Below are 14667 nucleotides of genomic sequence, written 5' to 3'. Positions count from 1 at the left end.
GTCAGGCGGGCAGCAGCCAGGTGTCGTGCCAGTCGCCCGAATCCCAGCGCGGCACGTTGTGGTGGTTCTGCACCCGCTTGCTTGTCGCGGCGTAGAAGGGACGCTCGGTCATCATCCACACCGGCAGCGCGTCATTCACCTCTGCCACGAACTCGGCGTAGAGGGCCTTGCGCTTCGCCGGGTCCAGCTCCGTGGCGGCCTGGTCGATGAGCTGGTCCACCTTGTCCGACTGCCAGCCGAACTGGTTGGTCCAGGGCGAGCCCTTCGGGCTGCCGGAGCGGTACCACACGGTGGTGGAGACCGCCGGATCGCCGCGATACTGGTGCCAGCCCGTCGCGAGGTCGAAGTTCCAGTCGCGATAGACGGCCGAGAGGGCGCCGGCGATGTCGAGCTGCACGATCTCGACGCGGATGCCCACCTGCTGCAGCGACTGCTGGATGAAGGTGGCCAGCAGCGGCACGTCCTCGCCGTTCATGATCGGCACGATCTTCAGGCTGAAGCGGATGCCGCCGGCGCCGCGCCTGAAGCCGGCCTCGTCCAGCAGCTTCTCGGCGCGCGCCTTGTCGTAGGGGTAGGGCACCGGGTTGTTGGGGAAGAATTCCTTCGAGGTGGAGGGAATCGGCCCCGTCGCCCGCTTGCCCAGGCCGTAGAGGAAATTCTCCAGGAAGAAATCCACGTCGATGGCGTGGGCAATGGCCTGACGCACGCGCTTGTCGGAGAGTTCCTTGCGGCGCGTGTTGAACTCCAGCGTGTTGTTGAAGACATTGCCTTCCACGCCGCGCGTCGAGACCTCGAAGCGGTCATCCTGGCGCAGCCGGTCGAGATCGGCCAGCGGCAGGCCGTTGTAGGCGGAGAGCTGCACCGCCCCCGTCTCCAGCGCGGCGGTGGCCGCCGAGCGGTCGGTGATGAAGCGCCACACCACACGATCGAGATAGGGGAAGCCCTGGCGCCAGTAGTTCGGGTTGCGCTCGGCGATGACGTACTGGCCGCGCTGGTACTCGACGAACTTGAAGGGGCCGGTGCCGATCGGCGCCGTGTTGGCCGGGTTCTCCAGCACGTTGCTGCCCTCGAAGACGTGCTTCGGCACCACGTAGCCGAGGTCGCAGGAGGCGCGCAGCAGCAGGTCCAGCGGCATCGGGCGGGAATAGCGGAACACCGCGGTGTGCGCGTCCGGCGTCTCCACGGCATCCAGGTAGAGCTGCAGGGTGGTGCCGTAGTTCAGGTGCTTCTTCCACAGCTCCATGGCGCTGTACTGCACGTCGGCGCTGGTGAAGGGCTTGCCGTCATGCCACTGCACGCCCTCGCGCAGCCGGAAGGTGATGGTCTTGCCGTCCGGCGTCGACTCCCACGCGGTGGCCAGCACCGGCACGATCTTGCCGCCCTCGCCCAGATCGACCAGCGGCTCGATGATCTTGCTGGTGATGATGTAGACGCCGGTGGAGGCCCGCAGCGCCGGGTTCAGGATGCGCTGCTCCGAGCCGACATGCACCGTCAGCACACCGCCGCGGCGGGGCTCCTGGGCAAGGGCGGGGCCAGGCAGGCCAAGGGGCAGGCCGCCGGCCATGGCGGCGAGGCCGGCGCCGGACAGCAGCAGATGGCGGCGGGAGAGGCGCATGGTCTGAAGCTCCGTCGGCTATAATGAACGCAGAACGTCCGCAGGATTCAGGCAACCACTAACGCAAATCGTCGAATTTATCCAGGGTTCGGCGCAGCCTCGGGCTGCGCCTTTCCGCATTGCAGCGAAGGCTGGCCCGAATGATGCGGCTCCGCAAGGGGGCTGTTCCCCCCTACCCCTCAGGCGCCGATGCGGGTGAGCACAGGCTGTGCCGGGGTGGTGGACCAGCCGGCGAGGTCCTCCATCGCGGTGCGATCCAGGATATCGAGCCGGCCCTTCTGGAAGGAGGCCACGCCGTCGCGCCGCAGCGCCGCCAGCGCGCGGTTGGCGTGCTCCACCGAGAGGCCCAGCGCATCGGCCAGATGCGCCTGCTTCAGCGGCAGCGGCGCGCCGGTGCGGTCAGCCCCGCCGCGGCGGGAGAGGCGGCCATGCAGCTCCAGCAGCAGGTGCGCGACGCGCCCCATGGCATCGCGCCGGCCGAGGCTGGTCAGCCGCTCGCGCAGCCGGGCGCGGTCGCGCACCAGCCCGTCGGCATAGGACAGGGCCAGGCCGGGATCGCGGCCCATGAACTCGCAGAGCCGATCCTTGGCCAGCACGCAGAAGCTGGTATCGGTCAGGGCCGAGACCTCGGCGCCGTCCTCGCTGCGTTCCACCAGGTCGCCGGGCAGGTGGAAGTCGAGGATCTGGCGGCGGCCATCCGGCGTCGTGGTCCAGGAGAAGGCCCAGCCGGCATAGAGGGTGAAGACGGAATCGCGGATCGCCTCATTGGCGCGCACCAGCCGCACGGCGGAGCGCACCCGCGCGATCTCGCCCACACGCGCCTGCGGCACCACCCGGAACAGGGCGAAGGGCCTCACGGCACAGGCCGCGCAGGAACCGGGCAGCGGAATAGGGCTGTTCTTGGCGACCATGACGCCGGTTATACGATGCCGACGCACGCGAAACAAAGGCGGAATCGGCCATGGCCGAAGCGGCCGGGAAGCCAGGGCCGGGGAAAGCACCCGCTTCCCCCGGCCGCGCCGGCTACTTCTGCAGGGCCTGCACGATCTGCTGCGTCACCTTCTTGGCGTCGCCAAACAGCATCATGGTGTTGTCGCGGAAGAACAGCTCGTTCTCCACCCCGGCATAGCCGGAGGACATGCCGCGCTTGACGAAGAACACGGTCTTGGCCCGCTCCACGTCCAGGATCGGCATGCCGTAGATGGCGCTGGACTTGTCGGTCTTGGCGGCCGGGTTGGTCACGTCGTTGGCCCCGATCACATAGGCCACGTCGGCCTCGGCGAATTCGGGGTTGATCTCCTCCAGCTCGTGCACCTCGTCATAGGGCACGTTGGCCTCGGCCAGCAGCACGTTCATGTGGCCGGGCATGCGCCCCGCGACGGGGTGGATGGCGTAGGAGACCTCGACGCCCTCCTTCTTCAGCAGGTCGCCCATCTCGCGCAGCACCTGCTGCGCCTGCGCCACCGCCATGCCGTAGCCGGGCACGATGATGATCTTGCCGGCATTCTTCATCAGGTAGGCGGCATCCTCCGGGCTGCCGGCCTTCACCGGCCGCGCCGGCCCGCCGCCCCCCGCGGCCGAGGCCGCCGCCGGGTCGCTGCCGAAGCCGCCCAGCAGCACGTTGACGATGCTGCGGTTCATCCCCTTGCACATGATGTAGGAGAGGATGGCGCCCGAGGCGCCGACCAGCGCGCCGGTGACGATCAGCAGCAGGTTGCCCACCGTGAAGCCGATGCCCGCCGCCGCCCAGCCGGAATAGCTGTTCAGCATCGAGACGACGACCGGCATGTCCGCGCCGCCGATCGGGATGATCAGCAGGAAGCCGAGCCCCAGCGCCAGCAGCGCGATCAGCCAGAACAGCACGCCGCTGCCCGTGGCGATGAAGGCGATGACCAGCACCAGCAGCAGGATGCCGAGGCCGAGGTTCAGCCAGTGCTGCCCCTTGAAGGTGATCGGCGCGCCCGACATCAGCGCCTGCAGCTTGGCGAAGGCGATCAGCGAGCCGGAGAAGGTGATGGCGCCGATGGCCAGCCCCAGCGACATCTCGACCAGGCTGCCGGCCTTGATGTTGCCGGGCACGCCGATGCCGAAGCTCTCCGGGTTGTAGAAGGCGGCGGCCGCCACGAACACGGCGGCCAGGCCCACCAGCGAGTGGAAGGCGGCCACCAGCTGCGGCAACGCCGTCATCTGGATGCGCTGCGCCAGCACCGTGCCGATGCCGCCGCCCAGCACGATGCCGGCCAGGATCAGCACCAGCCCGCCGCCGCCCATGCCGGGCTGCGCCAGCGTCGCCACCACGGCGAGCCCCATGCCCACCATGCCGTAGAGATTGCCCCGCCGGCTGGTCTCGGGGTGGGAGAGGCCGCGCAGCGCCAGGATGAACAGGACGGAGGCGACGAGGTAGGCGAAGGTGGAGAGGGTGTGCGCCACCGGCTCAGCCCTTCTTCTTGAACATGGCGAGCATCCGCCGTGTCACCATGAAGCCGCCGAAGATGTTCACCGAGGCCAGCGTGACGGCCAGGAAGCCGAAGAACTTGGCGGCCCAGGAATCGCCGAGGCCGGTGGCCAGGATGGCCCCCACCACGATGACGGAGGAGATGGCGTTGGTGACGCCCATCAGCGGCGAGTGCAGCGCCGGCGTCACGTTCCACACCACGTAGTAGCCGACGAAGCAGGCCAGCAGGAAGATCGTCAGCAGCAGCAGGAAGGGCTCGGCCGCGGCGGCGCCGTGGGCGATGGCGGGGGCCGCGGCCTCGGCCATCTGCCGGGCCTGGGCGGCCAGCGCCAGCGCCCGCTCGGCGGTGGCGCTGGCCTGGTTGGCAAGGTCGGTCGGGTTCATCTCTCTGGTCCGTCCCTCAGGCCGCGGGCGCCGCGGCAAGCTGCGGGTGCACCACGGCCCCGCCCCGGGTGAGCGTCACGCCGCGGATGATCTCGTCCTCCTGCGGCAGCTTCGGCGCCTTCGCCTCCTTGTCCCAGAAGGTGGAGAGGAAGGTCAGCAGGTTGCGGGCGTAGAGCGCGCTGGCCGCCGCCGGGATGCGGCCGGGCCAGTTGGTGTGGCCCAGGATCTTCACGCCGCCCTCGGTCACGATGGCCTCGCCGGGCCTGGTCAGCGCGCAGTTGCCGCCGGCGTCGGCGGCGATGTCCACCACCACGCTGCCGGGCTTCATGCTCTCCACCATGGCGGCGGTGAGCAGGGTCGGCGCCTTGCGGCCCTGCACCAGCGCGGTGCAGACCACCACGTCGGCCTTGGCCACGGCGGCGGCGATGACCTCCGCCTGCTTCGCGTAGAATTCGGGCGAGAGCTGCTTGGCGTAGCCGCCGGCCGTCTGCGCGGCGCGGCTCTCCTCGTCCTCGTAGCCGACGAAGGCGGCGCCGAGGGACTTGATCTCCTCCTTCGCCGCCGGCCGCACATCGGTGGCCGAGACGCGGCCGCCCAGGCGCCGCGCCGTGGCGATGGCCTGCAGCCCCGCCACGCCCGCGCCCATGATGAACACATTGGCGGCCGGGATGGTGCCCGCCGCCGTCATCAGCATGGGGAAGCCCTTGTCGAAGGCGGCGGCGCCCTCGACCACGGCGCGGTAGCCGGCGAGGTTGGCCTGGGAGGAGAGCACGTCCATGCTCTGCGCGCGGGTGATGCGCGGCAGCAGCTCCATGCTGCACGCCTCCAGCCCGGCCTCGGCATAGGCCTGGGCGCGGGCCGGGTGGGCGACGGCCTCCAGCGTGCCGATCAGCAGGGCGCCGCGCGGGAGCAGGGCCAGCTCGTTCACCTCGCCCTCGCCCGCGCCGAGCGGCGCGCGCACCTTCAGCACGATCTTGGCGCCGGCCAGCGCGGCCGAGGCATCCTGCGCGATCTCGGCCCCGGCCTCGCGGTAGGCGGCGTCGGGGAGGCCGGATGCCAGACCCGCGCCCGTCTCCACCACCACGCCGAGCCCGAGATCGATCAGTTTACGCACGGTTTCCGGCGTGGCCGCGACGCGGGTCTCGCCCGAACGCCGTTCCTTGAGCACCGCGAGGCGCATTCCCCGCCCTCCTCACCTGTTGGGTTGGCGGCGGAGGATGCAGGGCAGGCCACGATGCCGCAAGACATCATGTCATCGGATCAGCCTATCCAACCGGGGCAGGGGACAGGAAGCCGCGCGACTTGTGCCGCTATCCGCCGTAGCGCAGCTGCACCAGGCCCGGCTCGCTCTGCACCACGCGGAGTTGCGGCCCCGCTTCCGAGCCACCCCCCTGCTGCGCCGCCAGCCAGGCCGTGTAGAGCCCCTCCAGCACGGTGGCGAACCAGCTTCCCGCCTCATCCCCCGGGGCACCCACCACCGGCGCGGCATGGTGCGAAAGGCGCAGGCTGCGGTCGGCCTCGTCCAGCGCCACGGAGACATAGCCCCAGGAGAGCTCGGCCAGGGCGGCGTTCATCCGCGCCTCCAGCTCGGCCAGGGTGGTCGCGGCCGGCAGTGGCAGTGCCTGGCCCAGGCGCCCGCCCACCGCGCGCAGGAGCCCGTTGCGGGTGTTGCGGTCGAGATTCGCGTCCAGCGTCTCCAGCAGCGCCCGCAGGAAGCCGCGCCACTGCGCGCTCACATCCCGCCTCGCAAGATAGGCCAATGCCGCCTGATCCATCTGCGTCATGCCTGTCCCTTCGAGCACACCATCTCCGGCTTGGCCCTCCCTGGCCTCACTGGTCGAGCCGATAGCGGGCATACAGCAGACCGCGCGCCTCGCTCCAATCGGCGGATTTGTCGTAACGCAGCGCCGCACCGAGGCGGAGCGCCGGTGTCAGGCTGTATTCCAGATCGCCCCGCACGCCGCCGGCGAAGCCGGTCTGCGACTGCCCGGGATAGAATGCGCTGACAGTGGCATCGGAGGCGGCCTGCGCCTCCAGCCGTGCCTGCGAGGCGGCGTCCGTGGGGAAGTAGGGCGCACGGTCCTCCCGCCAGGAGGCGATGCCGACCGTGCCGCCGATGCGGTAGTGGAAATCTCCCACGCGCGCCCGGTAATCCAGCGGCACCGAGGCACCGAGATAGGATTGCGGGCTGTAATAGCCGCCATGGCCGAGGGTGAAGAGGCGAAGGTTCTTGTCGTAGGCCTGGTAGACGAGATCCAGGCCGGTCACCAGCTCCTCATCCGGCCGGCGGAACAGGGCATGGCTGAGGCCCGCCCCGGCCTCGATGCGGGTGTTGTCGGCGACGCCATCGCCCTCCAGCGTCGAGTAGCCGCCGCCGACATAGAAGTTGGTATCGCCCACGGCGAATTCGAACTGGCCGCGCGCGGTGTTGCGCACCACGCCACCCCAGACCTGCCCGGTGCTGCGGTCCCGCATGCCGGCCCAGGAGAGCATCGTGTCGGTCATGGCGCGGCGCTCGGCCGTCACGCGCAGGCGCAGGCTGTCGGTCAGCGCCGGCGCCACCTCGACGCCGCCCAGCACGTTCTGCTTGCGGAAGCCCAGCGGCGTGGTGCCGACATCGAGCGAGAAGTTCGGCCGCGTGTAGCCCGCGGCGAAGGAGACGCCGGCGGCCGAGGTGTCGGTGGGCGTCACCGCCCGCGCCACCGCCGGGGCGACGGCAACCCCCTGCCCCGGCAGCCGCAGCGCGTTGCTGCCGTAGCGGCGCAGCGTGCCGGTGTCCTGCGCCATGCTGCCGGCATCGATGTTGACGGCCTGCGCCCGCAGCGCCACCCGCCCGCCGAGGCCCGGCATGGCGGTGGAGACCTCCGCCCCCGCGCCGAACTCGGTGAGCTGGTCGAGCCCCGCCTCGCCGGAGCGGGTGCGGAAATTGAAGCCAGGCGTGGCGATCGTCGCCGCCTCCTCCCGCACCTGGGCCAGCTCGCGCTGGATCTGCGCCAGCACCGGATCGGCCGGCGCGGCGGTGGCGAGGCCGCCGGCATAGCCGGAGGCGGCCATTCCGGAGCCGGCGAGGGCGACGCGGCGGAACGGATTCTCCGGCAGGCCGGCCGCGGCGCCGGAGGGGGCGGCGCCGCCCATCCCTGCCGCGCCGGCGGGCGCGCCGGCACCGAGGCCGAGCTGGCTGCGGCGCTGCTCGGCCGCCAGCTCCAGCGCGGCGCGGGCGCGGCGCGGATTGCCGGCGGCGCGGGCCAGCCGCGCCTCCAGCATGGTCAGGCGCGGATCGTTCGGGGCCATGGCGCGGCCATCGGTCAGCAGCGCCTCGGCGCGGGCGTTCTGGCCCAGCGCCAGGGCGGCATCGATGGCGCCGGCACGGGCATCCAGGTTGCGCGGGTCGCGCAGCAGCACCGCCTCGGCGATGCGCTGCGCCTCGCGCGGCTCGCGCGCGCCCTGGTAGAGGCGGGCGAGCGCCAGGTTGGCCTGGGCGTTCTGCGGGTCCTGCCGCAGCGCGGGCACCAGCCGGTCATAGGCGGCGGCCTGGTTGCCCTGCTCGTTCAGCTTGTCGCTGGCGCGGATGGCGACGCCGGCCTGCAGCCCGGCCAGCTGGCGGCGCTCATCGGCGGTCAGGCGCGGGTCCTGGGCGAGTTGCAGGGCCAGCTGGTTGGCGTCCGCCTCCAGTCCGCCTTCCAGCAGCGCGTTGGCCAGGGCGATGCGCCCGGAGGGCGGCGCCGCGCGGTTGACCGCGAGGGCGACGCGTGCCGCCTCCGCCGCGCCGCGCGTGTCTCCCAGCCCCGCCAGCGCCTCCACCACCAGCCGCGGCGTCTCGCCGCTGGGGTCGGGGCGGGCGGCGAGCGCCATCAGCCGGCGCCGCGCCTCCTCCGGCTGGCCGTACTGGGCCGGCTCGGCGGCGGCGGCCACCTGCTGCTGGATGCGCACGCCGCGCAGCAGGCGCGTCTGGTCGGCGCTGCGCAGCCGGTCGGGGATGCGCTCGATCAGGCGGGCGGCATCCTGCACCCGGCCTTCCTCGCCGGCGAAGAGGGCGGCGGCGTGCAGCGCCTCCGGCTTGCCGGTGGCGGCCAGCCGGTCCAGCACCGCGCGGCCCTCCAGCGGCTCCCCCTGGCGGGCCAGGGCACGGGCGAGGTCGAGGGCGATCCAGGGATTGTCCGGGGTGGCCTGCTGCGCGGCCCGCAGCAGCGCCAAGGCGGCCCCCGGGTCGCTGCTGCGGGAGGCCTCGGCGCGCAGCGATTCGGCCCGCTGCGTGGCGACCGTCGAGGCGAAGGCGCCGCCATGCTGCGCGGCGAGCTGCTCGGCCTCGGCGAAGCGGCCCTGCTGCTGCAGCGCGTCGTAGAGCCCGGCCACGGCGTTGTTCAGGTTGGGCCGGCGGGACAGGGCGGCGCGGTAGCGCTGCTCGGCGCCCTGCGGGTCGTTGCGGCGCAGCGCCAGGTCGCCCAGCAGCGCCTCGGCATCGGCGCGCTCGCCGCTCTCGCGGCGGGTGGCGGCCAGCAGCAGCGTCTCCGCCTGCTCGAGCTGGCCACGCTGGATCAGGCCGCGGGCCTGGGTCAGCTCGCTGGTGTAGTTGGCGCCGTCCAGCGCCCGGCCCCATTTGCGGCGGCCCTCCTGCGGGTCGGCGGCGATGGCGGCGGTGAGCAGGCGGCGCGCCTCGGCGGTGCGGCCCTGGCGCAGCCGCACCACGCCCAGCCCGCCGGTGGCGTCCGGGTCGCCCGGGTTCTGCGCCAGCACGCTTTCGAAGGATTGCGAGGCCTCCGCCAGGCGGCCGGCATTCAGCGCCTCGAAGCCGGCGATGCGGGCCTGCCCGACCTCGTCCACCGGCCCGGCGGGGGGGTTGCGCGCCTCCTGCAGGCGCTGGCGCAGCGCCGCGTCATTCGGGTTGGCGCGCAGGTATTCCTCGATGGCGGGGGCGGCGTCGGGGTTCGGCCCCTGCCACAGCAGCGCCTCCCGCCAGGCGGCGCGCGCCGCATCGCCGCTGTCCTGCCGCTCCGCCAGGGCCTGGAGGCGGCGGATGCCCTCGGCGCGGGAGCCCTCGCGGTAGGTCAGGATCTGCGCGTAGGCCAGGGCCAGCCGGGTGTCGTTGGGGCGGCTCTCAGCCAGGCGCTCCATGGCGTTGCGCGCCTCGGCATAGCCTTCCTGCGTGCCGGCCAGGGCCTGGTAGTACTCGACGGCGTAGGCATCGGGCGGGGTGTTGCCGCCGAACATCTGGCGGTAGCGCGCCACCGCCTGGGCCTGCTGGCCGGCCTGCGCCAGCCGCCGCGCCTCGGCCACCGCGCCGGGATCGGCGGTGGCGCCGCGCACCGAGAGGGCGGCATCCGACAGGCGCGGATCGGCGGGCGCGAGCTGGCGGATGCGCGCCAGCAGCCGGTCCGCCTCCGCGCGGTTGCCGTTCTCCGCCTGGGCGGCGGCGGCGGCGGAGAGCGCGTCCACATTGTTGGGCTCGACCGCGAGCACCCGCTCCAGCGTCTGCAGCGCGCGGTCGGGGCGGTTCTGGGCGCGCCAGAAATTGGCCTGCTCCAGCAGGACGCCGATGGCATTGTCCTGCGCGCGCGCCGGGGCAGCGGGCAGCAGGGGCAGGAATGCCGCCGTGACGACCGTGGCCAGGAGGCGGGAGCGGAATCCGGTCATGGCGTCCTGGTCCTCAGACGGCGGGCGGCCCGGCGGCGCAGCAGCCAGTAGGTCGGTATGGCAATGAGCAGGGACGCCAGCAGGGCGAGGCCTAGCAGCATGTCCGGCCGCTTGCCCAGCCAGAACTGCGGCCAGAGATGCAGCGGCAGGTCCCCCAGCGTGTAGCTGGCCGTGGTCTTGAAGGAGGTCACCCGGCCGCCGGAAAGCAGCGCCAGGTCGCCCTGGATCAGCGGCACCAGCGCCGGGTCGCGCAGCGCGCCCAGCATCGCCTCCATCCCCTGCGGGCTGGTGCCGCTGATGGCCACCACCGAGCGGCCGGCGCGCAGCGGGCTCTCGAAGCCCGCGAGCATACCCATCGCCTCGCCGGGGGAGGCCAGCACCGCCTCCATCCGCTGGCGGTCGCGCAGGCGGTCATCGCTGATGAAGAGGTTGCGGAAGCCTTCCAGCGCGCCGGGCAGCGCCATGGTGATGCGGTTGCCCTCCACACGCACCGGCCCGTCCTGCCGCAGCAGCGCAGCCAGCGCCTGCTGGCGGCCGAGCGAGCCCACCACCAGCAGGTCGCGCTCGGCCATCTGCTCCAGCGTGCCGGGGCGGGTGACCTGGATCTGGGTGGCGGCATGGCCGACATTGGCGGCCAGCCGGCCCACCAGCGCCAGGGCGGTGGAAAGCTCCAGCGTGTTGGCGCGGTCGGGCAGCACCAGGGCGGTGGTCGAGAAATCGGCCAGCCGCGTGTAGGGGTAACCGGCGCCGGCGAAGTAGGCGAGGTTCGGCATCTCGGTGAAGCGGTAGGCGCGCGAGAGATCGATGGTGCTGTCCGGGTCGATCGAGGCGCGCACGTCGCCGGGGATGGAGATGCAGTCGCCGCGGTTCAGCGGCCGCATGTCGAAGCGCAGCTGCAGCTCGTTCTGGCCGAACACCAGATAGGGCGGCAGCCCCACCTCGCCCCGGCCGCGGTCGCCGGTGGGGCCGAGGCCGGTCTGCCGCGCCAGCCAGTTCCAGGGCCAGCCCGGCTCCATCTCGCGCAGCGGGAAGGAGTGCAGGTAGAGGTTGTTCAGCGCCACGTCGAGGCGCGAGACCGCCACGTCGGTGATGGGGCCGGGCGGCGCGCGGAAGCGCAGCTCCACCGGCAGGGCGCGGTCGCGCCAGGTGTAGAGGTCGGGGGCGGTGCGGAAGGGGATGGCGATGTTGCCGGGCGCGAAGCCGTAGCTCTGCAGCTCGGACGGATCGACCAGCTCGCCGAAGCGCACGGGGCGGTTGCTGTCGATCCAGCGCGGCGCGTCATAGGGCTGGCGCGCCGCCAGCTCCGGCGGCTGCACCAGGGCGAGCTCGCCCGAGAGCGCCTGCTGGCCGACCGCCAGCGCCTGCGCCGCCGCCACCGCATCGGCGGCGGTGCGCCCGCCCACCACCAGCAGCGTGGCGCCGGGATCGGCCGGGTTCGGCACCACGGCGAGGGTTGGGCCCTCCATCCGCGGCAGGGCCAGGCCGGGCACGGTTTCCTGCCCCGCCACCATCACCATGGCGTTGCCGCGCGGCGGCACGCTGCTGCTGACGGGGAAGTTGGCGCCGCGATAATCGGCCTGCACGGCGAACCACGAGCTGGCGATGGCGGCGGCGCGCACCAGCTCGTTGCCGGCCGTGTCGGGCAGCACCACCGGCAGGGTGAGCGGCTCGCTCCGCAGGCGGCGGTCGAAGAAAGGCTCCGGCAGCCGCGCCAGGTCGCGCGCCAGCGGCAGGCGCTCGACCGTCAGGTGCAGGGTGGAGAGGTCGGAGACGGTGGACCAGAGCAGGCCGGAGAGCGGGTCGTTGCACTCCACCGCGTAGCGGCCGGTGAAGCGGAAGTTCAGCCGGTTGACGTCGGCGAAGTAGACCGGGTTCACCGGGAACTCGAGCGGCCCGAAGGAGGGGCGCGTCCGGTCGGGCGTGATGGTGCCGACGAACTGCTCGTTCAGCGTGATGGCGATCTGGCTCAGCTCGGGGATCAGCGCCGGGCTGGTGGCGCCCTGCAGCACCAGCCGCGCGCCGGTCACCACCTCGTCCGAGCGGATGCCGAACAGCACGCCCTGCAGGTCCGAGGTGCCGCGCAGCTGCATCGGCCCGCCGAGGCCGAGCTGCCGCAGCGTGCGGCTCTGGATGCGGACATTGCCCTGGTCGGGCGGGGTGGCGAAGGGCGCGCCGCCGGGCAGCGGCGCCACTGGGGCGGCCCCCTGCGGCGGGGCAAAGCCGGGCTGCTGGACGAAGCCGGGCTGCTGGACGAAGCCGGGCTGCTGGGCGGAGGCAGGCGGCGGCGCGAAGGAAGGCGCCGCCTGCGGCATGCCGGGCGGCGGCGTCGGCGGCGGTGCCTGAGGCCGCTGCGCCCCGGCCGCGGCGGGCCAGGCGAGGCCCGCGGCCAGCAGCAGCGCGGCGGCCCGGCGCGCCTTGGCCGCATCGGCCGGCCTGGCGGGGGCGCGGCTGCCCTCGGTGCGCGTCTTGGCGGCGCGGCGGTTGCGGCGGGCACGCAACGAGATCTGGCTGTCGCCACGGAACAGGCCGGTGATGCTCACCGCGACCTCCACCAGCGCACGCAGCGGGCGGTCGGGCCGCACATGGTCCCAATCCAGCCAGGCATCGGCGCGGCCGAGCACGACGCGGACAATATTGCCTTCATCCATCAGCCCTTGTGGCTCGAAGCGGGCCTGCAGCCGGCCGTCCTGCCAGCGCAGCACCTCCGCCGGCAGCAGGATGCGCTCCGGCCCGGTGTCGAATTCCAGGTGCAGCCGCGTCTCGCGGGCGATCTCCTCCTGGCTCTCCAGCATCAGCGCGGCGCCGCCCAGCGAGACATCGACGCTCTCGCCCGGCAGGCGCCGGCCATCAGACAGCACGGCGGTGACGGGCAGGCGCGCATGCACGCGGTGGCGCTCCCGCACCTGCCGCCGCTCGCGCCCCACGGCGAGGCCGGCCATGACGGTGACGAGCGACAGCACGACCCAGATGGAGTTCAGCGCGTTGGCCTGGAATTCCAGGCTGGTGAGCGGGTTCGCCGCCATGCCGTAGATGCCGGACAGCAGGCCCAGCACCAGCACGATGGCCAGCACGAAGTTGGCGGCCACGGCGCGCAGGTCGAAATAGCCCTCGTCCAGCGTGCCGCCCTTGTCGGTGACGTTGAACTTGCCCTTCTTCGGGTCGAACAGCGTGGCCAGCACCACCGGCAGCAGGTAGAGCGCCAGCACCGTCTCGTAGATCTCCGACCAGAAGCTGTGCCGCACCTTGCCCTGCAGCCGGCTGTTGGTGCCGATGGAGTGGAAGATATGCGGCCCGGCATAGGCCAGGATCGCCAGCGGCGAGGCGGCGATGATGCTCTGCCCGAACAGCAGGAAGGCCAGCGGCGCGGTGAGGAAGACGAAGCGCGGCAGCGGAAAGAGGAAGTGCCACTGCGCGTTGAGGTAGCAGAGCCGCTGGTATAGCTTCAGCCCCGGCCCCAGCAGCGGGTTGTCGACGCGGAAGATCTGCACCATGCCGCGCGCCCAGCGCATGCGCTGGCCGATATGCGCGATCAGGCGGTCCGTGGCCAGCCCGGCGGCCAGCGGCACGCGCAGATAGGCGGTGCGCCAGCCCAGCCGCTGCATCTTCAGCGAGCAGTGGCAGTCCTCCGTCACCGTCTCGGTCGGCACGCCGCCCACCTCCTCCAGGGCGGTGCGCCGCAGCACGGCGCAGGAGCCGCAGAAGAAGGTCGCGTTCCAGAGGTCGTTGCCCTGCTGCACCAAGCCGTAGAAGAGCAGCCCCTCGTTCGGGATGCTCTTGCCGGAGGCGAGGTTCCGCTCGAACGGATCGGGCGAGTAGAAATGGTGCGGCGTCTGCAGCATGCCGATGCCGCGGTCGCGCACCATCCAGCCGATGGTGAGCTGCAGGAAGGCGCGGGTCGCCACATGGTCGCAGTCGAAGATGACGATGTATTCGCCGTTCGTCTTGGCGGTGGCGTGGTTGATGTTGCCGGCCTTGGCGCCCTTGTTGTCGGGGCGGATCATGTAGCCGCAGCCGATCTCCTCGGCGAACTTGCGGAAATCCTCCCGCCGCCCGTCATCGAGGATGTAGACGTTCAGCTTGTCGCGCGGCCAGTCCATCGCCATGGCGCCGAACACGGCCGGGCGCACCACCTCGAGCGGCTCGTTGTAGCTGGGGATGAAGACGTCGACGACCGGCCACTCTGCCGGGTCCGCCGGCAGGGGCACCGGCTTGCGCTCCAGCGGCCAGAGCTGCTGGAAGTAGGAGAGCAGCAGCGCGATGACGGCATAGATCTCGGCCAGCAGCAGGCCGGTGCCGAGGAAGGTGCCGATGAAGCCGCCATAGTCCAGCGTCTCGGTCAGCCGCCAGTAGAGGTAGCGCAGCGACATCAGGGTGGAGAGCGCCACCAGGAAGAACAGCGCGCCACGCCCCGGAACGCGCGAGACCAGCAGGAACACGAGGAGCCCCGCCCCCGCCAGGGCAAGCTGCTCCATCGGCGCCAGGGGAGAGACCACGAAGATGAAACCCAGGAAGGCCCCGAGGAGCGCCATCGCGCCGCTCATCAGCGGCAGGCGCGCCATCAGCCCGCGGAAACGCCGCATCG

Annotated in this window: 8 protein-coding genes; all 8 read right to left on the bottom strand. The window is 72.3% G+C overall.

Annotation, left to right across the window (positions count from 1 at the left end):
• Position 1 precedes the first annotated feature (1 nt).
• The 8 genes from ACFOY6_RS08660 to bcsA all read right to left on the bottom strand — a co-directional run bounded on the left by ACFOY6_RS08660 (position 2) and on the right by bcsA (position 14665).
• A complete protein-coding gene (locus ACFOY6_RS08660) occupies positions 2-1615 on the bottom strand; it encodes an ABC transporter substrate-binding protein (protein WP_379650155.1) in 1614 nt (537 codons plus the stop codon).
• Positions 1616-1794: 179 nt separating this feature from the next.
• Positions 1795-2472, bottom strand: coding sequence for a Crp/Fnr family transcriptional regulator (locus tag ACFOY6_RS08655; RefSeq protein WP_181378074.1), 678 nt, complete (start codon positions 2470-2472; stop codon positions 1795-1797).
• A gap of 166 nt (positions 2473-2638) precedes the next feature.
• Positions 2639-4045 (bottom strand): NAD(P)(+) transhydrogenase (Re/Si-specific) subunit beta, encoded by a 1407-nt coding sequence (locus tag ACFOY6_RS08650; RefSeq protein WP_109516694.1) that lies wholly within the window; start codon positions 4043-4045, stop codon positions 2639-2641.
• A gap of 4 nt (positions 4046-4049) precedes the next feature.
• Positions 4050-4454, bottom strand: a complete 405-nt coding sequence (locus ACFOY6_RS08645) for an NAD(P) transhydrogenase subunit alpha (protein WP_109516693.1) — start codon at positions 4452-4454, stop codon at positions 4050-4052.
• A gap of 16 nt (positions 4455-4470) precedes the next feature.
• The gene (locus ACFOY6_RS08640; protein ID WP_109516692.1) at positions 4471-5634 is read right to left on the bottom strand and encodes a Re/Si-specific NAD(P)(+) transhydrogenase subunit alpha; all 1164 of its coding nucleotides are present in this window, start codon (positions 5632-5634) and stop codon (positions 4471-4473) included.
• Positions 5635-5764: 130 nt separating this feature from the next.
• A complete protein-coding gene (gene bcsD, locus ACFOY6_RS08635; protein ID WP_379650152.1) occupies positions 5765-6238 on the bottom strand; it encodes a cellulose biosynthesis protein BcsD in 474 nt (157 codons plus the stop codon).
• A 46-nt stretch (positions 6239-6284) separates the two neighbouring features.
• Complete coding sequence (locus ACFOY6_RS08630; protein ID WP_379650150.1) at positions 6285-10085, bottom strand: cellulose biosynthesis protein BcsC; 3801 nt, start codon at positions 10083-10085, stop codon at positions 6285-6287.
• Positions 10082-14665, bottom strand: coding sequence for a UDP-forming cellulose synthase catalytic subunit (bcsA, locus tag ACFOY6_RS08625; RefSeq protein ID WP_379650148.1), 4584 nt, complete (start codon positions 14663-14665; stop codon positions 10082-10084). Before bcsA ends, ACFOY6_RS08630 begins: the two co-directional genes overlap by 4 nt.
• Between the last annotated feature and the right edge of the window lie 2 nt (positions 14666-14667).

The organism is Teichococcus aestuarii (assembly GCF_042651065.1).
Classification (GTDB): domain Bacteria; phylum Pseudomonadota; class Alphaproteobacteria; order Acetobacterales; family Acetobacteraceae; genus Pseudoroseomonas; species Pseudoroseomonas aestuarii.
This window is presented reverse-complemented; position numbering and strand designations above follow the sequence as displayed.

What these genes read in the sequence shown, in the direction of transcription:
- ACFOY6_RS08645 (WP_109516693.1), bottom strand. Translation starts at nt 4,454, where the DNA reads ATGAACCCGACCGACCTTGCCAACCAGGCCAGCGCCACCGCCGAGCGG.
- ACFOY6_RS08660 (WP_379650155.1), bottom strand. Translation starts at nt 1,615, where the DNA reads ATGCGCCTCTCCCGCCGCCATCTGCTGCTGTCCGGCGCCGGCCTCGCC.
- ACFOY6_RS08640 (WP_109516692.1), bottom strand. Translation starts at nt 5,634, where the DNA reads ATGCGCCTCGCGGTGCTCAAGGAACGGCGTTCGGGCGAGACCCGCGTC.
- bcsA (WP_379650148.1), bottom strand. Translation starts at nt 14,665, where the DNA reads ATGCGGCGTTTCCGCGGGCTGATGGCGCGCCTGCCGCTGATGAGCGGC.
- bcsD (WP_379650152.1), bottom strand. Translation starts at nt 6,238, where the DNA reads ATGACGCAGATGGATCAGGCGGCATTGGCCTATCTTGCGAGGCGGGAT.
- ACFOY6_RS08630 (WP_379650150.1), bottom strand. Translation starts at nt 10,085, where the DNA reads ATGACCGGATTCCGCTCCCGCCTCCTGGCCACGGTCGTCACGGCGGCA.